Source organism: Streptomyces purpurogeneiscleroticus (assembly GCF_020024005.1).
GTDB classification, from domain to species: domain Bacteria; phylum Actinomycetota; class Actinomycetes; order Streptomycetales; family Streptomycetaceae; genus Streptomyces; species Streptomyces purpurogeneiscleroticus.
This window is the reverse complement of the sequence record NZ_NHSG01000381.1, coordinates 1-22,568: the sequence shown is the minus strand read 5'-3', so window position 1 is coordinate 22,568 and position 22,568 is coordinate 1. Positions and strand designations below refer to the sequence as shown.

The 22,568-nt window shown below is 67.9% G+C and carries 19 protein-coding genes and 1 pseudogene; 8 read left to right on the top strand and 12 right to left on the bottom strand.

Annotated elements, in window-relative coordinates; genetic code table 11:
• The 5 genes and pseudogenes from CCS38_RS27685 to CCS38_RS27665 form a co-directional block, all read right to left on the bottom strand.
• Nucleotides 1–1,041, bottom strand: a pseudogene (locus CCS38_RS27685) (bifunctional DNA primase/polymerase); the annotation flags it as partial.
• Between the two features lie 1,069 nt (nucleotides 1,042–2,110).
• On the bottom strand, nucleotides 2,111–3,103 hold the full coding sequence (locus CCS38_RS27680) for a hypothetical protein (RefSeq protein ID WP_223736057.1): 993 nt from the start codon (nucleotides 3,101–3,103) through the stop codon (nucleotides 2,111–2,113).
• A gap of 115 nt (nucleotides 3,104–3,218) precedes the next feature.
• Nucleotides 3,219–4,046 carry an AfsR/SARP family transcriptional regulator gene (locus tag CCS38_RS27675; RefSeq protein WP_223736056.1) on the bottom strand — a complete coding sequence of 276 codons (828 nt, stop codon included), beginning with the start codon at nucleotides 4,044–4,046 and terminating at the stop codon, nucleotides 3,219–3,221.
• Nucleotides 4,047–4,389: 343 nt separating this feature from the next.
• Entirely contained in the window at nucleotides 4,390–6,081 is a 1,692-nt protein-coding gene (locus tag CCS38_RS27670; protein WP_223736055.1) for an MFS transporter, read from the bottom strand.
• A gap of 85 nt (nucleotides 6,082–6,166) precedes the next feature.
• Entirely contained in the window at nucleotides 6,167–7,447 is a 1,281-nt protein-coding gene (locus CCS38_RS27665; protein WP_223736054.1) for an alpha/beta hydrolase, read from the bottom strand.
• A 161-nt stretch (nucleotides 7,448–7,608) separates the two neighbouring features.
• Here CCS38_RS27665 and CCS38_RS27660 point away from each other — a divergent pair, with 161 nt between their 5' ends.
• On the top strand, nucleotides 7,609–8,196 hold the full coding sequence (locus CCS38_RS27660) for a TetR/AcrR family transcriptional regulator (RefSeq protein WP_223736053.1): 588 nt from the start codon (nucleotides 7,609–7,611) through the stop codon (nucleotides 8,194–8,196).
• Nucleotides 8,197–8,308: 112 nt separating this feature from the next.
• Here the strand turns inward: CCS38_RS27660 and CCS38_RS27655 are convergent, their stop codons facing one another.
• From CCS38_RS27655 to CCS38_RS27640, 4 genes are all read right to left on the bottom strand, one after another.
• Complete coding sequence (locus tag CCS38_RS27655) at nucleotides 8,309–8,758, bottom strand: ester cyclase (RefSeq protein WP_223736052.1); 450 nt, start codon at nucleotides 8,756–8,758, stop codon at nucleotides 8,309–8,311.
• Between the two features lie 94 nt (nucleotides 8,759–8,852).
• On the bottom strand, nucleotides 8,853–9,557 hold the full coding sequence (fabG, locus tag CCS38_RS27650) for a 3-oxoacyl-ACP reductase FabG (protein ID WP_223736051.1): 705 nt from the start codon (nucleotides 9,555–9,557) through the stop codon (nucleotides 8,853–8,855).
• A 12-nt stretch (nucleotides 9,558–9,569) separates the two neighbouring features.
• On the bottom strand, nucleotides 9,570–10,247 hold the full coding sequence (locus CCS38_RS27645) for an HAD-IA family hydrolase (RefSeq protein WP_223736050.1): 678 nt from the start codon (nucleotides 10,245–10,247) through the stop codon (nucleotides 9,570–9,572).
• Nucleotides 10,241–11,248: an AfsA-related hotdog domain-containing protein gene (locus CCS38_RS27640; RefSeq protein WP_223736049.1), complete on the bottom strand. Its 1,008-nt coding sequence runs from the start codon at nucleotides 11,246–11,248 to the stop codon at nucleotides 10,241–10,243. The genes CCS38_RS27645 and CCS38_RS27640 overlap by 7 nt, the downstream gene beginning before the upstream one ends.
• Before the next feature lie 264 nt (nucleotides 11,249–11,512).
• Here CCS38_RS27640 and CCS38_RS27635 point away from each other — a divergent pair, with 264 nt between their 5' ends.
• Together CCS38_RS27635 and CCS38_RS27630 are read left to right on the top strand one after the other, a co-directional pair.
• Complete coding sequence (locus CCS38_RS27635; RefSeq protein WP_223736048.1) at nucleotides 11,513–13,120, top strand: acyl-CoA carboxylase subunit beta; 1,608 nt, start codon at nucleotides 11,513–11,515, stop codon at nucleotides 13,118–13,120.
• 31 nt (nucleotides 13,121–13,151) lie between these two features.
• Nucleotides 13,152–13,364 carry an acyl-CoA carboxylase subunit epsilon gene (locus CCS38_RS27630; RefSeq protein ID WP_223736047.1) on the top strand — a complete coding sequence of 71 codons (213 nt, stop codon included), beginning with the start codon at nucleotides 13,152–13,154 and terminating at the stop codon, nucleotides 13,362–13,364.
• Between the two features lie 127 nt (nucleotides 13,365–13,491).
• On the opposite strand, the gene CCS38_RS27625 is transcribed toward CCS38_RS27630, so the two are convergent.
• Nucleotides 13,492–14,529, bottom strand: coding sequence for a ketoacyl-ACP synthase III family protein (locus CCS38_RS27625; protein ID WP_223736046.1), 1,038 nt, complete (start codon nucleotides 14,527–14,529; stop codon nucleotides 13,492–13,494).
• Nucleotides 14,530–14,793: 264 nt separating this feature from the next.
• On the opposite strand from CCS38_RS27625, the gene CCS38_RS27620 reads away from it, so the two are divergent.
• The 3 genes from CCS38_RS27620 to CCS38_RS27610 are packed head-to-tail and all read left to right on the top strand — an operon-like array spanning nucleotide 14,794 to nucleotide 17,424.
• Nucleotides 14,794–15,075: an acyl carrier protein gene (locus CCS38_RS27620; protein WP_223736045.1), complete on the top strand. Its 282-nt coding sequence runs from the start codon at nucleotides 14,794–14,796 to the stop codon at nucleotides 15,073–15,075.
• Entirely contained in the window at nucleotides 15,068–16,291 is a 1,224-nt protein-coding gene (locus tag CCS38_RS27615; protein WP_223736044.1) for a beta-ketoacyl-[acyl-carrier-protein] synthase family protein, read from the top strand. Before CCS38_RS27620 ends, CCS38_RS27615 begins: the two co-directional genes overlap by 8 nt.
• The gene (locus CCS38_RS27610) at nucleotides 16,288–17,424 is read left to right on the top strand and encodes a beta-ketoacyl synthase N-terminal-like domain-containing protein (protein ID WP_223736043.1); all 1,137 of its coding nucleotides are present in this window, start codon (nucleotides 16,288–16,290) and stop codon (nucleotides 17,422–17,424) included. The genes CCS38_RS27615 and CCS38_RS27610 overlap by 4 nt, the downstream gene beginning before the upstream one ends.
• On the opposite strand, the gene CCS38_RS27605 is transcribed toward CCS38_RS27610, so the two are convergent.
• Nucleotides 17,382–18,134: a response regulator gene (locus CCS38_RS27605; protein ID WP_223736042.1), complete on the bottom strand. Its 753-nt coding sequence runs from the start codon at nucleotides 18,132–18,134 to the stop codon at nucleotides 17,382–17,384. The genes CCS38_RS27610 and CCS38_RS27605 overlap by 43 nt on opposite strands.
• A gap of 440 nt (nucleotides 18,135–18,574) precedes the next feature.
• On the opposite strand from CCS38_RS27605, the gene CCS38_RS27600 reads away from it, so the two are divergent.
• The gene (locus tag CCS38_RS27600; protein ID WP_223736041.1) at nucleotides 18,575–18,859 is read left to right on the top strand and encodes a hypothetical protein; all 285 of its coding nucleotides are present in this window, start codon (nucleotides 18,575–18,577) and stop codon (nucleotides 18,857–18,859) included.
• Nucleotides 18,860–19,203: 344 nt separating this feature from the next.
• On the top strand, nucleotides 19,204–20,247 hold the full coding sequence (locus CCS38_RS27595; RefSeq protein ID WP_223736040.1) for a Glu/Leu/Phe/Val dehydrogenase dimerization domain-containing protein: 1,044 nt from the start codon (nucleotides 19,204–19,206) through the stop codon (nucleotides 20,245–20,247).
• Nucleotides 20,248–20,418: 171 nt separating this feature from the next.
• Here the strand turns inward: CCS38_RS27595 and CCS38_RS27590 are convergent.
• The coding region (locus tag CCS38_RS27590; RefSeq protein ID WP_223736039.1) for an ATP-binding protein at nucleotides 20,419–22,568 on the bottom strand (2,150 nt) is incomplete at its 5' end.

Genomic DNA, 22,568 nt, shown 5'->3' with positions numbered 1-22,568 from the left:
CCGGGTAGAGCGGGCGTTGCGCGCCGGCCTGCAGGCCATTGCGGATGATTTGGTCCGAGCGCTCGTGCAGGTGCGGGCGGGCATGGTCGGCGGCGGCCAGGAGGGCCTGGTGGGCGGCGTCCTCGGTGAGGTGCCCGGCGGCGGCCAGGCCGCCGGCGGTGTAGGCGGCGCGGTTGAGCTTGTCGGAGAAGCCCATCCCGGACGGGGCGGCGGCACAGCCGGCGACCTCGGCCAGAACGGTCTCCAAAGCGCGGGCGGCGGGCTGGCGGCCGCCGCCCGCGGCGATGACCGCTTGCCGGGCCCGGGGAGCGGGCGTCGTGCGGGCCGGCCCGGGAGCACCTTCCTGTGGCGCGGGCTGGAGGTGGCCGGTGCGCTCTAGTTCCTGGGCCAGCCACTGTGGCAGCGGGGCGGGGGTGCGGCAGGCGCCGACGGGGATACAGGTGCCGCTGGTTGTGGTGGTGCCCGGGGCGATGATGTAGCCGCCGGTGGCGCGGACATCGATCTGCCAGCCCAGGGCCCGGCCCTTGCCGGTTCCGGTCGAGCAGAGCCAGGTGCGGCCCTCCTCCTCGCGGTACCAGATGTGCATGCCACCGGAGGGGGTGCGCACCCGCAGGGTCTGCTCATCAGTGGCCGGATCGGGCGCTTCTCTCAAGGCGGCCAGTACAGCCAGGGTGTGGAAGCCGTTCGTCCAGCCGGTGAGGTCGACGGTGTCCTGGACGGGGACGCCGGGCAGCAGGCGGCTGCGGTTCGGCAGCTGCTCGAGGTGGGTGTCGAGATCGATGACGACGAGGTGAGCCGGGCCGCAGGCGACGCCGACGCCGAAGTCGGGCTGCTGTGACCACCAGTCCTCGAGAGGGCTGGGTCGGTGGTGGCGCTGTAGAAGCCGTGACACCACCTGCCTGCGGCCCGGCAGGAGCAGCCTTCGTGGCTGTGGCCGGGAGCGGTGCACTACGGGCAGTTCCGCGCGGGAGTCTTGCGGCCGGGAGCCAGCGGGTGCACCGGCCAGCCGGCCGTCGCGCACCACTGGGCGACGGCCGACATGTCGGAACGGAACTGTGGCTCGGGGATAGCAGGGCCTTCGGTGGTCTACGACGTCGGCTGCTTTCAGTCGCTGGGGGAAAAGCCCAGCTCAGAGAGGGTAAAGCATCTCTCGCAGCGACTGAAGCGACTCAACTTCTGAACTGTTGCGACCACAGGCTAGCGGAGGGAACGCCAGTCACGGCGAACCCTTCTGTGCGTGGCGCCAGAGCGACCGCCCTCTGGCCCTTGTCGGCAGACCCTCAGAAGGACGCCGGGCAGGGAAGGTCGACTCTAGTGCCGGAAGCGACTGAAGCGACCGAACTTGAGGAAAGCACGAACCGCGGCCACCGCTCCAGTCACGTTGTAGCGAGAGTTGAGTCGCTTGGGTCGCTACCACCTCGCCGGCAGCCGGACTCAGTCGCTCCGGACTACCGGAGCGGGGGCTGCATACCGGCTCAGTGACTCAACAGCCCTCTCGCGCCTGGGCCGGGGAAGCCTCCAGTACCGAAGCTGAGCGACTGACAATGCTTCAGTCGCTTCCTCCCAGGAACTACAAAGCCGCTGGTCAGAGGCTTGCCAGAGTCGCGGAGCGACTGAAGCGACTATCCTTCGGAATTATGAAGACATTCGCGTGCGCGCGTGCGTGTCATAGATACCAACCTTCAGTCGCTTCAGTCGCTGATCAGGCATCCAGACAGCTCTGACCAGCACCTTCCTTAAGCGTCCAACACCAGGACTCAAACTTTGGTCAGTCGCTCAAGACCGGCTTAGTCGCTGCGCCTCAGTCGCTCCGAACCTGCGCCCGTCCTCAGGGCATCGACAGTCCTGTTGAAGCCGTAAAGCACAGGGCACGACGCACAGCCCCCTGCCGCTGCCAGGGGTTCTATGAATGCAGTTGAGATATTGCTGATGCACTTCCAACATCGCAGGTCAACATCATGGAAACTCAACCCAGTTCACCACGACCCTATGCAAACAGCCAAGTCAGAGGAAGATTCACCATGATCGCGAATTCCATGACTCCAGTTGCGACACCTCAGATCAGAGCCATACCCATGTCTCAACTGCACGAATAGATGACAGGCCGCGTTCAGTAGCGACGTAACACGAAGCCGTCGCGGGTCTCGGTGCCTCCGCTGCGGAGGAGGACATGGACATTGCTGCTGATGACATATGCACCGAACGGCGTGAGAGTCACCGTTGTCGGTGCTGCTTCCGGGGACGGCTGTTCGCTCACAACGTGGGCGCTCTTCCACTCGTCGTCCGAGCGGAGCTTGAACAGCGCGTCGACACCATCGGAGCGGATTGTGTTCGTCGCCGCGTACAGGGTGCCGTCCAGTCCGAGAGCCATGCCATCGGCTCCCTGGAGGCGACGGTCCGTCTCAATCTCCGTTACGTCGCCGGGCTTGTGCAGCGAAATACGGAAGAGCTGACCGGTGTCGTAGCGGATGGTGATGAGGAAGCCGGCCGGATCGTACCCGATCCCGTTAATGCCGACGTTGGGCAGGTCAGGGGAATCGTAACCGGCGTCGAACTTCTCGTCGTACACGAAGGTCGACGCGGTGCCGTCCAGGGCCACCTTGAGGATTTTACCCGTGAAGGAGTCAGTGACGTAGGTGTTTCCTTCCGGGTCCAAGGTGAGGTCGTTGGCCAGATGCAGACCCGGCGACAGGCCAAGGTCGACGCGCATTTCCAGGGCACCGGTACGCAGATCGATCACGGCCAAACCAACGTAGCGGCCGCGGGTTTCCGGACTGGAGCCGACGCTGATCAGGGCGTTCGGTCCGGCGTAAACGTCGCCGTAGGTAGTCAGGAGGCGGTTGCGAGCAGAGTCGACTCGGATGCCACCGGTGGCGATGAGGCTGGGATCGTCGACAAGGGTGCGCGGTTTGCCGTCGACGCCCACCATGGAAATGGTCCCATAGCGCAGCGAGCCGATGAGAAAAGCGTTCCGGGTCGGGTCCCAGGTGAAGCCCTCGGGGTGAATGGCGTGGCCGGCACCATGGATCACTTGCGGGAAGGCCGTCGGGGCGGGAGCTTCGCAGTCGGCAGACGCAAGCAAACGGGCCCTATCCTCAGTCATGTTGCCTCCTTCAAACAGAGAGAGAAGTCGTCACGGTTGGCAATATTCACCTTGCGTACACTCGCTCCTCGATCAGAGCCGGAAATCCTCAAGGGCCTCATCGGCGTCTGCCGTCTTAAGCAGGCTCCGGGAAGCCGCAACACCAGTATCCCCCCTGCCAGTATGACGGCTTCTCGAGTGCATGCTCCTCTCCACCGGAAAGGATGTTCCGCTGCATTTGTTGAATGCTACGGGAAGGATCCAGGCCGAGTTCCTCCCGGAGGATTATCCGGAGTTGCTGATAGGCGTGCAGAGCGTCTCCTCGGCGGCCGCTCAGATGTAGCGCGGTGATGAGCTGGCCGTGCAGCCATTCGTTGAGCGGATGGCTGGCGACGAGGCGCCTGAGTTCCGCCGCGAGTCCGCCATGCCGCCCGAGCCGCATGTCTGCCTCAATCCGCTGCTGCAGGACCTTCATGTACATCTCCTGAAGATGATGAACGTGCTGCGTCAGTACGGGGCCACAAGTCACGTCGGTCAGGACGTCGCCCCTCCACAGCTCCAGCGCCTGGGAGAGCACCCACGCCCCCTTGCCGACGTCCCCGGCATGCAGGAGTGACTCGCCCTGCCGGGCCAGCCGGAGAAATTCCTCCGCATCGACCTGCTCAGGCGTCGCGCGCAATACGTAGCCCGCGGACCAGGTGCCGATGAGGTCATCCGTGGCGCCAGCGATCTCCCCGCCGAAGGTTTTCCGAAGGTGGTAGACGTGGGTGCGCACCGTGGAGAGCGCGGTCTTCGGTGGGTTCTTCCCCCATAGTTCGTCGACCAGGACTCCGTGGGACACGACCGACCCAGGCCGTAGAACCATGAGCGACAAGAGTTGACGGACCTTCGGGCCACGCGGCACCGGTAGCTTTTCGTCGTTAACTCGGATCTCCAGAGGTCCGAGAATTTTGAACTTCAGCACTATTCCCCCGGTGGGCTCGCATTACGGACTCGACGGGATGACAATTCCACGCGAGCGCAGGGAACGGCAAGAAAATAACCCTAAGGTTGATTTTGGGTACATCGAATGATGTGCGCGAAGCTTCAACTGGTGCGTCCGCAGACTTCTTCGCCCGCCCCTCTGTCGCCGGAGGGTATCGTGTGATTGTCAAGTGATGGCCGGGCCGACCGCGAATGGCGAGCAGAGGACGGGTTCGGCGTTCAGTACGCCCGGTGCCTTGCCGCCGGCCAGGCGGGGTCGGACGGCGTACGCGTCAGGCTTCCCGCAGCCGGCCGGGGAGACCGGGACGTCGAGCGGGTGTGCGTCATGGGCGCTCCTGGCAAGGTCGGCCGACGGGCCCCGATGTTGTGTGCCGAATGCCCGCCGCCGAACCGTGTTGCGTTCGCGAGACGCGAGGGCAGACCGTTGCGTCGAGGGATGTTCGCGATGCTTCCTGGACGGTGCGGTCACTGGTGCCGGCCGGAGTCTCGGCTGCCGGGCGGTCGGTGAGGATGACGTATAGGACGATCGCGCTGACCAGACAGATCGCTACGGCGCCCCACAGTACGAGTTGGAAGCCGTGTGTGTGCCCCTGCCCGAGGAAGTCGGTGAGGGCTTCGCGGCTCGCAGCCGGCGCCTCGGCGACCGCGCTACCGAGGTTGCCGCTGGTGACGTCGTCGGTGACACTGCGGGCAGTGAGGTCAGTGCCTTGGGTGTAGCGGCCCAGGCCGTCGGAGATGCGCTGCTGGACGAGGGAAATGAGGGCGGCGACCATGCCGGCGACCGCGACGGCCTCGGACGCCAGGCGAATGGTGTTGAACATGCCGCTGGCCATGCCGACCTTGGACGGCGGTACGGTGCTCACCGCGGCGCCGTCCATCAGGCCGTATATGAGGCCGATGCCGACGCCGACCAGTAGCAGCGGTCCGGTGAGCGCGCGCAGGCCAATGCCGGGGTGGACCACGGTCAGCCACGCCAGTCCGGCGGCGACGAGGACCAGGCTGCCGCTGAGGATGGGCCTCATCGAGACGCCCGCCTGCACCAGGCGTCCGGCCGCCAGCGGGAAGGCCAGTACCGGAGCGGTCAGCAGCAGCATCGTCAGGCCGGCCTCGCTGCCGGAGAGCCCCCCGGCGCCGACCAGGTATGAGGGCAGCAGCACCATCAGGCCGACGAAACCGAAGGAGACGGCGGTGGCGAGCAGGTTGACCGCCAGGAATCGGGGTTGGGTGAACAGCGACATGTCGAACATCGGAGACCGCTGACGGCGCTCGACGAGCACGAACCCGGCCAGCAACAGTACGCAGCCGGCGAACAGACCCAGCACCTCGGCGCTGCCCCAACCCCAGGCTGGCCCCTGGATGACGCCCAGGGTGAAACAGAACAGGGCGAGGGTGAAGGCCACGGTGCCAGCCCAGTCGACAGCGTGGGCGTCCGGGTCCCTGGACTCCCGCACCAGCTTCAGTCCGACTATGGACGCCACGGCGACGGCGAGCTGCACCCAGAAGATGGCGCGCCAGCCCGGCCCCGAGACGAGCAGGCCGGAGCTGGTCGGGCCGATGGCGAGACCGGCGCCGATGGTGACGCCGACGAACGCGAACGCCTTTGTGCGGCTGGCGCCGTGGAACATATTCGCCATGACCGACACACCGGCGGTCATCATGGCGGCCGCGGCCACACCGGCCACGGCCCGGGCGACGTCCAACAGCAGCACATCCGCAGCGAGCGCACCGATCAGGGCGGAGACGCCGTACAGCACGACGCCGAAGGAGAACACTCGCTTGCGGCCGATGCGGTCGGCGATCGATCCGGCGGCCATCATGAAGCTGGCGGCGGTGACATTGTAGGCGTTGACGACCCACTGCAGCGGTACAACGCCGGCGTTTAAGTCGCGGCCTATCGCGGGAAGCGCGACCGGTGCGCTGCTCAGGCCGTAGGGGACAATGAAAACGGCCAGGCACAGGGCGAAGATGGTGAGGCCCGCGCGGGGCGGTGCCTCAGGGGTGGCGGCAGCAGCCATCGAAGTTCTCCTTGACGTGGAGTGGCGGGGTAGGGCGGTATCTCTGCGGTATGCGGGGCGCTCCGCTCAGGGCTGGGCATCCCGGTCAGCTCTCGCGCCGGGACAGCTCACGAAGGAACTGCGACACGGTCCGCAGGAAGCGGTTGTTCTCCCATTGGGCGTAGACGACGTCCTGGTGGGTGAGGGCAGGGTCGGAGAAGAGCGACACTTCGGGTATGCGGCCGGCAGCCGTAATGGCCGCGGCGGCCTGGCCGGTGGTGCCGTTGGTCAACCCGCACTGGAAGGCGTACAGCGGGACGTCGATGGTTTCGGCGTGGGCCAGGCGTAGACCGAGCAAGCGGGTGAGGACGGTCTCCTCGAAGTCGATGGCCACGATGAGGTCCAGCATCACGCGGCTGAGTGTGTACCACAGCCAGGCGCCGGGGCGGGGCCCGGCGAAGGCTTCAGCAACGGTGCGCAGCCGGGTGGGGCCTTGGTCGGCCCAGGCGCCGCCGTCGTCCAGGTGGCCCGCCTGCACCGAGTACGAGGGGTGTGCGTGCGCGGCGTCGACAAGGCCCCCGAACAGGCCGACGTTGGTGAGCTTGTCGTCGGTGCGGAATGCATTGGGGAGACGGTCGGCGAGCGCCGCGGGGCCGTCGGGGTCGGCCAGGGCGTGCCGGGCGGCGAGCTGGAACCAGACGGATGCCGACTCCGGCCGGTCGCCCAGTGCGGTGGTGGTGCTGGTGAAGTTCTCGAAGACGGCACCCGCCCCGATCGCCGCGGGCCAACCCTTGGCGGCCTCCAGGGACAGGTCGAACTCCATGCCGGCGCCCGTGTAGGCGTTGCGAACACCGCCATCGGCAACGGCCAGCCCGGCCAGGTCGCGGTAACCGGGGATGCCGTCAAAGTCCCATGCGGCATACAGCAGGGCCTCGCTGCCCCCGACGGAGACGCCGCCAAGGACGACGTCACGCCGGCCCCCGTCGGCAGCTGCGCGGACTACCCGGCGCAGGTCCTCCAAGAGGACTTCCAGGCCCCACTGGGCGGCGAAGGTCGACCGGGCCGCGTCCTGCGCCTGGTAGTGGCCCCCCAGGTAGTACTCGGTGGCCTGCTCGGGGGTTTGCGCGAAACCGGAGAGGTCGGCGAAATTCTGCTCCCGGCGGTCCACGGCCCACACCTGCAGGTCGTTCGCGGCACCCGCGAGAGCCCTCGCCGTGTGCCGGAAGACCCCGGCGGCGCCCTCGCGGCCGCCCAGCAGGACCAGGACGCGGCGGGCGTCCCGGCAGCCGACCTTGAGCACACCGACCTGCTGCAGCGCGGCCGGGCCAGCCGCCCGAATGCCCCGTACATACTCGAACGCCTCGATCCGGTTCCGCTTCTGCGTCATAGCGATCGCTCTACCTAGCCGCGGCAACGAGATGAATTGCAACACTAGAGTACCGATACATGGCTTACATGCAACACGCTTGACGCAACTTATCGTTGTCCTGCGACTTCAGCGTCACTTAAACTGGGTGCGCCTACCTGCAACCGAGAGGCGGCCACGACGTGACCGAGACGACTGCGAATGGACGGCCGCTGCGCGCCGATGCCGAACGGACCGTGCGGACGATCCTGGAAGTGGCCGAGCGCGTCCTAAGCGAAGACCCCGCCGCGAGCCTGGCTCAGATCGCTGCCGCGGCCGGCGTCGCCCGCACCACGGTCCACCGCCGCTTCGCCTCCCGCGAGGCACTGATCGACGCGATGGCGGTGCACGCCTTCCGCCAGGTCGAGGAGGCCATCGACGTCGGCCGCCCGGACACAGCGCCACCACTGGTGGCGCTGCATCAGATCACCGCCAATGTGATACAGGCCAAGAGCAGCTGGCGGTACACCGTCGGCCAACCGCAGTTGCGGGATCCTGAGGCCGTCGCCGCGCACGAGCGCATCTTCGCCAAGTGTCATCTCCTGCTCGGCCGGGCTCAGCAGGCCGGCCTGCTGAGCCCCGAGGCGGATCTCGACTGGACCCGGCGGGTGTACCACGCGCTGATCGAGCAGGCCATCCAGGTACAGGCATCGGCTTCCACCGATCCGGACGCGCTGGCGGCCTCGGTGGTCGACACGCTGCTCAACGGTCTCGGCAGGGTGCGCTCCTGACACCACCTCAGGCGCCACGGTGGGGCGGCGTCCGTGATGCGGGCGCCGCCCCGCTCCGGCTCGTGCCGACGCCCCGTGGCGCCGTCGGCACGACACGGGACCCGGCCCTGGGTCAGGCCGCGGGGGCAGGCTTCGGGGCGCCCTTCAGCGGCTTGTCCCACGCACCGAGCTGGCGGAAGAGCTCTAGGTCGTCACGGACGGCCCAGTGCTCCACGACCTTCCCGTCGGCGATCCGGTACACGTGCAGGTGTTGCACGCGCACCTCCTTGCCTGTCGCGGGTACGCCCATGAACTCGGCTACCTGACGGCCCGTGAAGACCAGTCGGATGAGGGCCTTGTCGCCCTTGGCGAAGGCGTCGACGACCTCCCAGCGGGCGTTCTCCCAGACACTGCGCATCCAGCGGGCCGTGCGAGCGTAGGACTCTGGCCCGGTCGGCGAACCTTCTGGAGCCTCGTAGTCGACGAAGTCCTCGGCCACCAATCGCTGGGCGGCCTCCTCGTCGCCGTCGTTGAAGATCTTGCCCATCTCCAGGGCCACCTGCAGTACTTCTTCATCCGCCATGACAGGTTTTCCTTTCTGGCAGCGCACGTCGCGCGCCGGTCGCGCTCGGGTGGAGTACGGCCCGGCAGGCCGCACGATGGGAGGCAGGGGTGGCTCACTGCCCCATGCCGATGCCGCCGCCGACCGGGACCGCGGCCCCGGTGACGTAGGCCGCTTGGTCGCTGACGAGGAATGTGACGACGTCGGCGACCTCTTGCGGAGTGCCGGTGCGGCGCAGCGGGGTTTGGCTGAGCAGCTGGGCGCGTCGTTTGTCGGTGAGCCCCTGGATCATGTCTGTCTCGATGAGCCCGGGAGTGACCATGTTGACGGTGATGTTCCGCGAGCCCAGTTCCCAGGCGAGCGACCGGGTGAGACCGAGCATTCCGGACTTGGATGCGGCGTAGTTGGACTGTCCGGGGGAGCCCAGAAAGCCCATAACCGAGGAGATAAACACAATGCGCCCCCATTTGGCGCTGATCATGGAGCGGGACACCAGCCGGGCCATCCGGAAGGAGCCGATGAGGTTGGTCTCGATGACGTCTTCGAAGTCCTTCTCGGACATGGTGGGGGCCAGCGCGTCACGGGTAATGCCAGCATTTGCGACTATCACCCCCACCGGTCCGTACTGGGCCTCGACCTCGGCCACCACGCGGCGTGCGGCCTCGGGGTCCCGTACATCGCAACGCACGCTGAACAGCCCCTCAGGGGCCTCCCCGCTGCGGTGAGTGACGGCGACCTTGTCGCCGTTGGCGGCCAAGCTGCGCGCGATGGCCAGGCCGATCCCCCGGTTGCCTCCGGTCACCAGAACAGTGCGTGACATGAACTCTCCTGTTCAGACGGCCGCCGGACCGGCGCCGGGCGGCCAGACGAGGCGGCGGGCCAGCTCGGCCACCGCGGTGTCGGTGTCGGTGAAGTGGACCGCCTGCCAGCCGGCGGCCTCGGCCCCGGCACAGTTGGCCTCGATGTCGTCGACGAGGACACACTCCTCGGGCGCGGCCTCCGCCAGCTCGGCGGCCGCTTCGAAGATGCCGCGCCGCGGCTTGCGCACGCCGACCCGGAAGGACAGAGCGAGCCCGTCGAACAGCCCCTCGGGCGGGACCATGCGCCGCCAGTGCCGGTCCCAGGCAGGCGGCATGTTGGACAACAGGCCGATGAAGAGCCCCTGCTCGCGCAGGCCCCGAAGCCAGTTCACCCAGGCATGATTGGCCTCTCGCCCCTCGAACCAACGTTCACCGAAGCCGGTGAGATCGGCGTCCACGCCGCGCTCGCGCAGCCGGGCGTTCATCCGGTCCACCCACTCCTCTTCGGTGAGCAACGGGGTGTCCAACGGTGCCATCAGGTCGCCGCCGTACGGCTCGGCCACCGCGGCCATGGCCGCGCGGAAGGCGTTCGCGGGAATGCCGGTCCGGCGGCAGAAGGTCTCCAGGTCGCGTGGGATCGGCGGGGTCAGCACTCCCCCAAAGTCCGTCCACACCGCACGTACGGCCGACCGCGTGCCCGGCGTCACCACGCCGTGCCCTCCTCCGCACCGGTGCGCTGCGGCACCCGCGTGCATTCCAGTGCGATTCGGCCCGCCTCCCTACCGTCCTGCTCGAAGACGACGGAGCAGCCAATCCGGCCACCGGCAGCGGCCGGGTCAAGGCGGGCCGTGGCCACCAGGGGGGAGTCCAGCTCGGCGAACCGGAGGAAGTCGGCGGTGCAGCCGGTCACCGTCGCGTCGGTCGGAACGCCCGCGAGGTGGGCGAGCTGGCGCGCGGCCTCGGTCAGCACCATGGCCGGGAGATGGTCGTAGGTGTGGTCGAACAGGCTCCTGTTCTCGAAGAGCGGATCCACCTGTGCGGCGACCGCATTGCCCAGGTGAAGGGGTTCGCCGAGCACCACGTTTGCGGGGTTGCGGCGGCCCACGCCGGACGCGTCCGCCGGACGGCTGCGCTCCAGCCCCAGCAGGTCGGCGGTGAGCGGCGGCGTCGACCTGCGCTGCAGGAAGCGCAGCTTGTTGTAGTCGGTGTTCCTCGCCGTGCCGACGTCGATCCGGGTACGGGCCACCACTCGACCGGCGATTCCCAGGATGGCCGCGGAAGTCACACCGCGCAGCCGGCCATTGCGCGCGGTCAGCGGGGTGACCGTGCCCGCCAGTTCCAGTTCGCCAGGGCGGTCGCCGGGCATGAGCGCCTGCGGGTCCTCGAGCCGGACCGTCCAGTTGCTGACCAGGAAGGTGGTATCCAGGGGGAGGCTCAGCTGACGGTGGGAGGCCGCGGTGCCCGCCTGGCGTGCGGCCTCCAACAGCAGCAGGAAGTCATACGTCGCCGGCGTCCGCTCGTGGTCGCTGAAATAGGCGTGCTCGTTCGGCAGTTGGGCGCCCGCAAGGAAGGCTTCGGGTCCCGTCCGCATGAGATCGGTAACCAGCACCTCCGAGACCGCCGCCCGGTGTACCAGGGCGCGGTCGATGGTGCGGGCAAAGGTCAGCACGGGGACCGGTTCCGGCTCGGCCGTGTTGTTCAGTGTCGTCATACGCGAAGCACTCCTTATCCAGCACCGCCTGCGGCGGATTTTCGATGATGACGATGCGGCCTCAACGCGGGCCTCAACTCCACCATTCCGAACCGCCATAGAAGTTCTGTGAAATTCGCATGGAGTGCGGCTGCCACGAAACCCCAGGACCGGCCCCTGCTGACTTTTTAGTCAACTTTCATGGCACTCACGCATTCTGCTGGAGAACACCTCGGGAGCAGTTTTTCGTCCGCTCCGCCGAACACCGTAAGGAAGGGCGTTCCGATGGCCGCTTCGCATAACCCTCCTCGCGCCGAACCGTCATCTGTGCCTTTGTCCGGTCCAGACACCCAGGCACGCACCGCCGAGCTGCTGCGCCTCAGGAAGGCCGTCCGCGGCGGCCCGAGCACGGGCGCGACGAAGGCCCAGCATGCACGCGGGAAGCTAACGGTGCACGAGCGGCTGGAGTTGCTGTTCGATGAGGGCACGTTCACCGAGATCGAGGCGCTGCGCCGGCATCTGGCCAGCGGCTTCGGTCTGGAGGACCGCCGCCCGCACACCGACGGGGTGGTCACCGGCTGGGGCCAGGTGCACGGGCGCACGGTCTTCGCCTACGCCCATGACTTCCGCATCTTCGGCGGCTCGCTGGGTGAGGCCCACGCCGAGAAGATTCACAAGATCATGGACATGGCCGAGGCGGCGGGCGCCCCTCTGGTGAGTCTCAACGACGGGGCGGGCGCCCGTATCCAGGAAGGCGTCTCGGCGCTCGCCGGATACGGCGGGATCTTCCGCCGCAACGTGCGTGCCTCCGGGGTGATACCGCAAGTCAGCGTAATACTCGGACCTTGCGCCGGTGGCGCGGCCTACTCCCCGGCGCTGACCGACTTCGTGTTCATGGTGCGCGGCATCTCCCAGATGTTCATCACCGGGCCCGACGTGGTGGAGGCGGTCACCGGCGAGAAGGTGAGCCATGAACAGCTCGGCGGCGCCGACCTGCACGCCACGACCTCCGGCGCGGCCACCTTCGCATACGACGACGAGGAGTCCTGCCTGCAGGACGTGCGCTACCTGCTGTCCCTGCTGCCATCCAACAACCGCGAGCTGCCGCCGGCCGTCGCACCGGCACACCGGCTGAACACTTTGGACGAAGAGCTGCTGCACCTGGTCCCGGCCGGCCCCCACCAGCCGTACGACATGCGAGAGGTCATCGCACAGCTCGTGGACGACTCGGAGTTCCTGGAGGCCCACGAGCGGTGGGCACCCAACCTGCTGTGCGCGCTGGCCCGCATCGACGGGCAGACCGTCGGCCTGGTGGCGAACCAGCCGAGGCACTTGGCCGGAGTTCTGGACATCGAAGCGTCGCAGAAGGGCGCCGCCTTCATCCAGACCTGCGACGCTTTCAGCATTCCCCTGGTGACGCTGGTGGACGTGCCCGGCTTCCTCCCCGGCACCGCGCAGGAGCGTTGTGGAATCATCCGACACGGCGCGAAGCTTCTCTACGCCTACTGCAACGCCACCGTCCCGCGGGTCCAGGTCATCCTGCGCAAGGCCTACGGCGGCGCGTACATCGTCATGGATTCGCGTTCCATCGGTTGCGACCTGTCGTTCGCCTGGCCGACGAACGAGATCGCCGTGATGGGCGCCGAGGGCGCGGTAGACGTCATCCACCGGCGTGCGGTCGCCGCAGCCAAGGACCCAGAGGCGACCCGGCAGGCGCTGACGGAGGAGTATCGCGAGGCGCTGATTCACCCGTATTACGCGGCGGAACGCGGCTTGGTCGACGATGTGATCGATCCGCGCACCACCCGCTCGGTCCTCGCGGAGGCGCTGCACGTACTGCGTACAAAACAGGAGCAGCTGGTGCCCCGCAAACACGGCAATCCGCCGATGTAACCGCTAGGCCGGAAGAAACGAGGAATCCGCCATGGAGGCAGCACCTGCCGCCCTGCGTGTGGTGCGGGGCAACCCTACTCCCGACGAACTGGCCGCACTGATCGTCGTGGTACTGGCACGCGCTGCCACGCCGCTGCCCGTCGGTGCCCAGGCCGCTCCTGTGCCTGTACCGGGCTGGTTGCGGGTCGGCGCCCACCACCCCGCAGGGCCATGGCGGACGTTGCTAAGGTGCCCCGGTACCTGACGTGTGGGCCTTCGACACATCGGTCGGGCGCGGGACGCAGAGGAGCTTCCCGCCGCAGCACTTCGTCCGGGTCTCGCTTGTAGCCTTGGGGGCGGTGTAGGCCAGCCGGTCGGCATCGGGAGACCGTTCAGGAGGCCGCGGGGGCCTCGACCACCGCACAGGACCAGGTGAAACCAGCGCCCGCGTTGAGCAGCAGCCCGATGTCCCCGGGGCCCAGTGCGGAGTGGCGCAGCACCTCGTGCAGCCCCGCGGGGAGGTCGCCCGTCCCCAGGTGACCGGTGTCGCTCCCCCAGTCCACCGGCCGAGCGGCGACGAGGTCCCGCAGTGTCGGGATCCAGGCGTCCTCCAGCGTTTTGCGCCCGAGACGGGGCAGCAGAACAAACCGAATGCGCGGCTCGTCGGCGGCGAGGCCGGCATCACACAGCGCTCCTTGGACCACACACCGGATCATGTCCCGGTTGGCCTTCTTGAACGGGGTACTCCCGTGGTGACGCAGGTAGGCCCGCTTGGTGCGGCGCATGTCGATGACGGTTGAGTTTTCCCTGGGCAGCCGGGCGAACGGGTCGGTGCCTCGGTGCATGGCCTCCAGGTGCGGTGCGGCCACGGTATGCAGGGCCCGCAGCAGCAGATCGCCCGCGCTGGCCGGCTGCCTGAGCAGGGCCGCGGTGGCTGCGTCCCCGTAAGCGGCGCCATAGTCGCTGCGCCACCGGTCGAAGCCGGGCGCGGTGAACCGGTCCGCGGTGGTGACCAGGGCGTACCGCGGCCCTTCGCTCATTGCGAGTCGGGCGACGGCCAGTTCCAGGGCCGCGGCGCCGCCGTTGCAGATCTGCTGGATGCCCACAGGAACGGCGTTGTGCGCACCGATCTGGTCGGCGATGTAATGCGCCGGCGACCACAGGTCATGGCCCTGATAGTGCATCCACGCATGCAGCAACACTGTCACGTCGGCCGCTGCCACGCCGCTGCTGCACAGTGCCTGATGGGCGGCGTGCACGGCCATCTCCGGCGCGGAGACGTCGTAGGCGACCGGCAGCCGGGGGTGGCCCAGGTCCCGGGCCACGTTCTTCTCGACGCGCTGCTCGGCCACGGCACTGGTGGCGCTGTCCCTCTTGGACGGCAGCCACAGAGCCGTCGAGGTGATGCCCACGGGCGCGGTCGGCCTCATGACAGGAGCCCCCTCTGTTGGCGACTGATTTCCGCCTGCGGGGCGGACCCCACCCGGCAGCACTCACATCCTTTCCAGGGATAATGGAATGCATATCAAATCCCTGTGAAAGAGGCGCGGAGTCGATCGATTGACGTTTTCCGTGGTGCCACCGATATGGCAGCATGAATGCCGCATGGCGCTTCTGTCAGCAATCCAAAAGGACGGAATGCGTCCATCTGAAGACGACAGCACACTGACTGCCTCACTGAAGGGTAAACGAACATGTCAGGCAACCTGAGCAACAAGGAACTGCCCACTGGGATGCGTACCCGTATCCGGGAGATTGTGGCGGACGTGCTGGAGGTCCCCACTGAGGAGGTAGGCGAAGAGCACAGCTTCGCCGGGGACTTCGACGCCGACTCCCTACTGATCATCGAGATGGCCTCTCGTTTAGAGAAGCAGCTGGGCATCGAGATACCACAGGAGGATCTGGTCGACCTCGACAATCTTGAAACCGCGTACCGCCTGATCGCTCAACTCACTAGCGCCGACGCACATGTCTGAGCGCCGGCTGCGCCGCGTTGCAGTTGCCGGCCTCGGCGCGGTGAGCAGCCTCGGCATCGGCGTTGAGGCGTTCGCCGAGGCCGTCCGCGAGGGCCGCAGCGGTATCACCGACATCAGCTCGTTCGACAGCGCGGGCTTCCAGCGCACCCGGGCTGGCGAGGTGCGCGACTTCCGGCCAGAGGACCACATGGAGCGGCTGGCGGCCGGGCAGTGGGGCCGCAGCAGCCAGTTCGCCGCCGCGGCCGCCCGGCTCGCCGTACGAGACGCTGGCTGGGACGCCGACGCCTTGTCCTCGGCCCGGGCGGGCAGCGCCATGGGCACGACCAATGGGGAGGCCCGCACCTTTCAGGAACTCACCGAGCAGTGGCTGGCGCACGGTATCGACGGCATCGACGGGCATCTCGCCGCCCACGCCTCCGCACACCGCATCGCCGCCGCCGTCAACACCGAACTGGCCTTGCACGGCGAGGCGCAGACTTTCGGCACCGCGTGCTCGGCGAGCAATTACGCCATCGGATACGGACTCGATCTCATCCGCAACGGCACAGCCGATGTGATGATCGTCGGTGGCGCCGACGCGGTGAACCGCGCTACCCACGCGGGCTTCCACCGCCTGGGTGCCCTCGCTCCGGACCTGTGCCGCCCTTTCGACAAGGACCGCGGGGGCATCGTGACGGCGGAGGGCGGCGCGGCCCTCGTCCTGGAGTCGTGGGACAGCGCCATCTCACGCGGCGCACGCATCTACGCCGAGGTGCTGGGATACGGCCTCACCTGTGATGCCAAGCACCCCACTCAGCCGGATCGGGACGGCATCGCCGAGTGTATCCGCCGAGCGCACCGCGATGCCGAGGTCGCCCCGGACGACGTCGACTACGTGTGCGCGCACGGCACGGGCACGGCCGCCAACGACTCCACTGAGGTGGCGGCGATGCGGGAGGTGTTCGGCAATCGCATCCCACCGATCAGCTCCCTCAAGTCGATGCTCGGCCACACTATGGGGGCCGCCAGCGGCTTCGGCGCGCTGGCCTGCTGCCTGGCCCTGCACGAAGGGTTCCTGCCGCCGACGGCGACGGTCCGCTCGGTGGATCCGGCCCTCGGGCCTGACCTTGACTGCGTTCCCGGCCGGGCACGGCTCGCCCGTCCGCGGACCGTGGAGAACCATGGATTCGCCTTCGGCGGCAACAATGCCGTTGTGATGCTGGGGAGGCCGGCATGAGCAACAACACCGTACGGATCACCGGCTACGGAGTGCTCAGCGCAGCCGGCATCGGCGGGAAAGCCCTGTACGGGGCCGTGCGCTCGGGCGCGCTGCCACCGGGTGACGGCGGCGCCCAGGCGCTGGACAGCCAGCCGGCACCGCCCGGCCTGCGGCTGCTGCCGGTACCGGACTTCGCGCCGCGGGACCACCTAGGGCGCAGGGGGCTGAGCGCCCTCAGCCGTACAACCACGCTCAGCATGGTCGCGGCGGAGCTCGCACTGAACAGCCTGCCGGCGCCCGGCCCGCCCGAGGAACGTGCCGACACCGGTGTGGTGCTGGGCACCAGTACTGGCAGCGCCCGGGCCTTCGCCGAGTTCTTCCGCGAGAGCTACGAGGCCGAGCGCCCATACCTGGTAAGTCCGGCTCTGTTCCCAGGGCTGTTGCTGAACCACGGTGCAAGCCAGGTGGCCATGCGCCACTCCTTCACCGGTCTGAACGCCTCACTGGCCGGTGGGCACATCTCCGCCCTCTCCGCCCTACGCTACGCCCGCAACGCACTGCTGACCGGCCGGGCCACCCGTCTGCTGACCGGCGGTGTGGAGGAGATCAGCGCGCACACGGCCTGGGCCTGGCATCGCAGCGGCGCTCTGGGCAAGCGGCCGGCGCTCGGCGAGGGAAGCGCCGTCTTCGTCCTGGAGGCGGCGGGCGGCGCCGAGCCTGCCTCGGGCACGTCACTGGCCGAACTGGTCGCCTGCGAGGTGACCTTCGCGCCGCTGGCTGAGGGAGCAAACGCGGTGGCGGCGGCGCTCGCACGCTGTACTGAGGATGCGCTGCGGGCGAGCGGCGCCGCCCCGGGCGACATCGGTGTCGTCTCGGCCAGTGCGAGCAGCGGCCCGGGCTGGAGCGCGTTGGAGGCCCGTGGCCGCCGCCGGGCACTGGCCGGGCACAAGCCCGAGGTACTGCGTGTGCAAGACGTACTGGGCGAGACCTACAGCGCCAGTGGCGCCCTGCAATGCGCCGCGCTGCTCGCCCACTGGATGGACGGCCCGGCGCCCGCGGCCGGTAGAACCGACAGTGCCGCTGCTTGGGGCTTGATCACCTCCGTCGGTCACGACGGGTCGGTGGGCGCAGCCGTGCTGCGCCGGTCCTGAGCTGCCGGGTGAGTGACGGAACGGGTGCGCGCGGGTCGCCGGGAAGGGCCGCCTCCCCGGCGATCCGCGCGCGGCGGCGGGACAGCCGGGGAGGACAACAGTGAAGCCCGGGTCGCCTTGTTGACAGCGTCTAACCGGGACACCGCGCCAAGCTTACGGAATATGCTGTGCAGATGGCGCTTGACCGTCCCCTCCGTGATGTCGAGCCAGCCAGCGATCTGCCGGTTGCTCATTGCGGACGCCACGCCAACCAGCACCTGATGCTCGCGGCGAGACAGTGGTGCCTCTACCGGTAGGCGGTGCTCCGTTTCTGCGGGGACCAGTACCGTCGTGTCCGGAGGTTCGGTGAGGGCTCGTCCGATGGCCATGAGCAGCGCCTCTCGGTCGATGCTTTTATGCAGGAAACCGCAGGCTCCGGCCGCGAGTATCGCCTCCACGAGGTACGGCTGCGCATGGGCGGACAAGCACAGGATGCTCGTGCGCGGAGCGACGTTGAGGATTTCGCGCACCGTGCCGACGCCGTAGGTAAGGGACATTTGGAGGTCGAGCAGCAGCAGGTCGGGCTGTTCGGCGGCCGCGCACCGGACTGCCTGCACACCGTCGGCGGCGTGTCCCACAACCGTCGTGGCAGGCCGGGCGTTCAGCAGGTCGGCGAGGCTCTCCCGGAATAGAGCGTGGTCGTCGGCGAGGACTATGCGCATGCGACGCATGGGAAGACTCCTCATCAGCTAGGTTCCTGGTACGGTCGCGGCCATAAGTCGCACGGCAGATGCAGTTTCATGCGGGTGTCCTCGCCGGGCGCGCTCATGACGCGCAGCCGGCCGCCGCCGAATGTCTCGCCCCTCTCTCGGCCACGGGCTGGGGCCTAACGGGTGGGCGGAACGTCCAGGACGCGCCTTACGACGAAGCTCAGCCGCTACCCCACCCCATACGTCCACCCACCGTCCGGTGATACGGACGGTCACCTCGGTACGTCCGGCACCGGCGCGTGCGCGGCAGTTGTGCCGAAGCCACCGTCTCCTCGCCGAAGACGTGGCCGGTGATGTCCACCTGCGGCGCGTGGTGGGGCAGGAGAAGGCGTCGAGTGACCGCCCCACCAAGGGCCGCAGCGCAGCCGCGGGCGCCGTCATGGAGGCGGATGGCCTGTGCGATGACTGCGGCGATGCGAGGCTTCGTCGGCAGACAGCCTGTCGGCAGGTCGCTGCAGAACAGCTTCTCCGCCCTGGCAGCCGTCAAGAGCTCGATCGAGTTGGTCATCATGATCCGCGCCCTTTCTGTAGAGCGCGCCTCCTGGGAGCCGTGGCGGCCTGATAGCCAGAAGGCGCGCAGCCATATCCTGGTCTGCCCAGTTGCAGAGGTCGCTGCAGTAAGCACTGCAGCCGAAGACCATGGCGATCACGGTTCACGGGACGGCGTTCCGACCGTGAACGTTTGACGTCGGCTTCGGGAAGGTGTCACCGCCGGCCGACCACTGCTCGACAACCGATCGGTCACGGTCCCTCCCGCCACCTCAGTTGGACCGCGGCCGGCCTTCCGGCTCATGGTCCCCGTCGGCTGCCCAGACCCTCCTCGCTCGTCCCCTGCGCCAGGCCGAGCTTTCTCTTCGCCAGACTCATTCGCCGTTTCCTCACCAGCCGTCGACAACGCCCTGCACAGCGCACACTGGCGCCCCCGACGCCGTTTCCGAACTCCCGACCATCCGCTGTTCACGCCATGGGACATCCCGTAGAAATCGCCCACCGGTCATGGCAAGCACCGTCCCAGTACTAGTCTGGTGGCGTGCACCAAGCATTCGCACACGAAGACGTTGTCATTCGGCGTGGCCGTCGTTCTCAGCTGCCGCTGATCATTGCTGTTCACTCCCGGGCTTTGGGCCCGGCGATCGGCGGCTGCAGGCTGCGCCGATACGACACCTGGCGCGAGGGACTGACTGACGCGCTGTGCCTGTCAGAGGCGATGACCTACAAGGCTGCGGTGGCCGGCTTGGACTTCGGGGGCGGCAAGAGTGTGATCGCCCTCGGCAAGAACACCGAACTCACACCGGACCTGCGTCAGGCCGCGCTCCAGGATCTGGGCGAGTTGGTCGCTTCCTTCGGCGGCTCCTACCGCGCTGGGCCCGATATGGGCACTGGTCCCGAGGACATGGTGGTACTGCGCCGCTTCTCACCGTACGCGTACTGTGTACCCGAGGAGCACGGCGGCACCGGGAGCTCCAGCGGTCCCACCGCTCTCGGCGTCCTGGCCGCATTGCATGCCGGTGCGCAACACGTGTTCGGGGACTCCTCCTGCGCTGGCCGCACTGTGGTCATCAGCGGATTCGGGTCGGTCGGCAGCGACATCGCGTCCAACCTCGCAGCCGAGGGAGCTGACGTCGTCGTGTCCGATGTGCAGCAGTCCCGCAAGGACGTGGCACTGGCGAGCGGGTACGGATGGGCCGAGCCCAATCAGGCCCTGTTTGTTCCGGCCGATGTCCTGGTCCCCGCCGCCGTCGGCGGGGTGCTCGACAAAGCAGTCGTCTCCCGGCTCGGCGCGCGACTGATCGTCGGTCCGGCGAACAATCAACTCACCGAAGACACCGTCGCCGACGCCCTCGCGAACCGAGGCATCGTCTGGGTACCGGACTACGTATCCAGCGCCGGCGGCATCACCTACACCCTCAGTCGGGAGACCGAGAACTACAGCCACGAAGCCGCCCAGGAACGAGTCATGGGCATTGGCGACACTGTGAGCCGGATTCTCGTCCTGGCTTGCTCTGCAGGCGTTACCCCTTTGCGGGCGGCTAAACAGATCGCAGAGCACCGACTCGCTTCCGCGGCCTCTTGAACACCAACGGCACCAGCTGCCTCAACGAGCGATGCCTGATTGCATGCCACCCAGCCCGTACAAAACGATCACGTTCAAAAGCGCAACACGTTGTTGTGATTGGCATTGGCTGGAGCTGTGCCTGCCGCAAACGTAGGGTCCACGGGGCGTGGGGCACCGCTGGGCGACCGGTCAGCCGCCTTCCTTGAGGGCGAGCGCGATGACCTGGTCAGGTGGGAGCTGAACGCCTTGGCCGAAGGCGGCCTCGAAGGCTACGTGGCCGAGCGCGTTCCGCGCCCGCCGTGCGCCCTCGTCATGAGGAGCCCGCCAGTACGTCGAGCCGAACCACGGGAGCCCGATCGTGTTCCACCCCGCCTCGGCTGCGCCGAGCAGCACGGCCGCACGGTAGCTCTCCCCGTCGGCGGCGGCGATCCATCCCAGCAGGTCGACGATCATGGCGATGCCCAGGCTGTCGCGGAAGTTTTGCTTCATGCACAGGCACTCCCTGGCGTGTCGGGCTGCCACCGCCCGGTGGCCTTTGGCCCACTCGGCGAAGGCCTGGACGTAGAGGGCGTAGGCGAGCGTCCACTTCTCGTCGTGCGCGTCGCAGGTGTCTCGCGTCTCCCTGCAGAGTTTGACCGCCCGGCTCGGCTCGCCGAGGAAGACATTCGCCATGGCGAGCTGTACCTGTGCCATGATCACCACGCTGTTCAGCTCACCGAACACGGCGTAGCGGGCGAGAGCGTCCTCGAGGAGGAGCCGTGCGCGGTGTGGGTCGTCGTGGAGCAAGGCGGCAGCGCCTGACATGTGGGTGCCGTAGGCCATGGCCACATCATCGCCGAGCTGTCGGGCCAGCATTCGGCACTCCTCCGACCTCGCGACGCTCTCGGCGATGTTCCCGCGGAGGTATGCGATTCGGCTCGCCACCCACAGGGCCTTGGCGCGTTCCCGAGACGGTTCGGGATCAAAGGTCAGCGCCCGGTCGAGCCAGTGCTGTGCCTCCTCCACGTGGCCGCAGCCAACCCAGAAGAAGTGCAGCGCGGCGGCTAGGCGGGCACCGGCTCGTCCCTCGTGCGGCGCGGTGAGGCAGAAGTTGAGTGCCTGGCGGAGGTTGGAATGCTCCAGCCGCATGCGGCCCGCCCAGTCCCCCTGCCGAGGTCCGAACCATTCCGACTCGCCTTGTTCGGCCAGTGCCAGATACCAATCTCGGTGACGGCGTTGGAGCGCCGTTTGCAGGCCGACGTCGCACAGCCGCTCCTGCCCGTACTGGCGGAGCGTCTCCAGGAGCCGGAAGCGGATGCCCTCCTCGGGTGCCTCGCGGATCAGTACGGACTTGTCGACCAGGCCGTCGATCAGGTCCAGGATCTTTTCAGCCGAGAGGTCGTCTCCGGCGCAGACGGCTTCGGCCGCTTCGAGGTCGAAGGTGTCGGTGAATGTCGACAGTCGTGCCCACAGCAGGCGCTCGCTGTCGGTACACAGGTGGAAGCTCCAGTCCACCATGGCTTGCAGCGTCTGGTGGTGTGGCAGTGCGGTGCGGCGAGACGTCGTCAGTACTCGGAAGCGGTCATCGAGCCGTGCCAAGAGTTGCTCGGGCGACAGTGCCCGCAGGCGGACCGCCGCCAGTTCGATTGCCAACGGGATGCCGTCGAGCCGTTGGCAGATTTGGGTCACGGTCGCCTGATTCTCCGGCAGGATGGAGAATCCGCCGGGAACCGCGGCCTGCGCTCGGTGTGCGAAGAGGGTGATAGCGGCTGCATCCCCCTCGGGCTCGGGTTCCTCGCCGAGAACCGGTGGCACCCACAGCGGCGGCACCGGGAGGATGTGTTCGCCGTCGATCGCCAGCGGCTGCCGGCTCGTGACGATGACTTGCAGGTTCGTGGCCGCCCGGAGCAGGGTGCCGACGAGCAGGGCACAAGCGTTGAGCAGGTGCTCGCAGTTGTCGAGGATCAGCAGTACTCGTCGGTCCTGGAGATGTGCGATCAGCGCGGCCAGGGGCCCGCGACTCGTCTGGTCGTGGATGTCCAGTGCCGCGGCCACGGTGTGCGCGATGAGTCCGGGGTCGGAGAGTCCGGTCAGCTCGACCAGCCACACACCGTCACGGAATGCCGACTGCAGGTCCCGCGCGGCGCGGAGCCCGAGTCGCGTCTTGCCGACGCCGCCAACCCCCGTGAATGTCACCAGCCGCGCGGTGGACAACAGGCGCCGTGCCTCTGCAAGTTCGCGTTGGCGTCCCACGAAGCTGGTCAGCTCCGTGGGCAGGTTGCCCACGGCATCCAGTTCGACGCTGGTGGCGTAGCGACCATCTTCTCGCGCCGGGGCGGCTATCGCCGGGCGGGTGGTGG

Excerpts from the sequence above, each read along its gene's own strand:
- CCS38_RS27615 (WP_223736044.1), top strand. The coding sequence starts at position 15,068 with ATGTCTGAGCGCCGGCTGCGCCGCGTTGCAGTTGCCGGCCTCGGCGCG.
- CCS38_RS27600 (WP_223736041.1), top strand. The coding sequence starts at position 18,575 with ATGACTGCGGCGATGCGAGGCTTCGTCGGCAGACAGCCTGTCGGCAGG.
- CCS38_RS27605 (WP_223736042.1), bottom strand. The coding sequence starts at position 18,134 with ATGCGTCGCATGCGCATAGTCCTCGCCGACGACCACGCTCTATTCCGG.
- CCS38_RS27680 (WP_223736057.1), bottom strand. The coding sequence starts at position 3,103 with ATGACTGAGGATAGGGCCCGTTTGCTTGCGTCTGCCGACTGCGAAGCT.
- CCS38_RS27620 (WP_223736045.1), top strand. The coding sequence starts at position 14,794 with ATGTCAGGCAACCTGAGCAACAAGGAACTGCCCACTGGGATGCGTACC.
- CCS38_RS27635 (WP_223736048.1), top strand. The coding sequence starts at position 11,513 with ATGGCCGCTTCGCATAACCCTCCTCGCGCCGAACCGTCATCTGTGCCT.
- CCS38_RS27665 (WP_223736054.1), bottom strand. The coding sequence starts at position 7,447 with ATGACGCAGAAGCGGAACCGGATCGAGGCGTTCGAGTATGTACGGGGC.
- CCS38_RS27640 (WP_223736049.1), bottom strand. The coding sequence starts at position 11,248 with ATGACGACACTGAACAACACGGCCGAGCCGGAACCGGTCCCCGTGCTG.
- CCS38_RS27625 (WP_223736046.1), bottom strand. The coding sequence starts at position 14,529 with ATGAGGCCGACCGCGCCCGTGGGCATCACCTCGACGGCTCTGTGGCTG.
- fabG (WP_223736051.1), bottom strand. The coding sequence starts at position 9,557 with ATGTCACGCACTGTTCTGGTGACCGGAGGCAACCGGGGGATCGGCCTG.
- CCS38_RS27670 (WP_223736055.1), bottom strand. The coding sequence starts at position 6,081 with ATGGCTGCTGCCGCCACCCCTGAGGCACCGCCCCGCGCGGGCCTCACC.
- CCS38_RS27655 (WP_223736052.1), bottom strand. The coding sequence starts at position 8,758 with ATGGCGGATGAAGAAGTACTGCAGGTGGCCCTGGAGATGGGCAAGATC.
- CCS38_RS27610 (WP_223736043.1), top strand. The coding sequence starts at position 16,288 with ATGAGCAACAACACCGTACGGATCACCGGCTACGGAGTGCTCAGCGCA.
- CCS38_RS27630 (WP_223736047.1), top strand. The coding sequence starts at position 13,152 with ATGGAGGCAGCACCTGCCGCCCTGCGTGTGGTGCGGGGCAACCCTACT.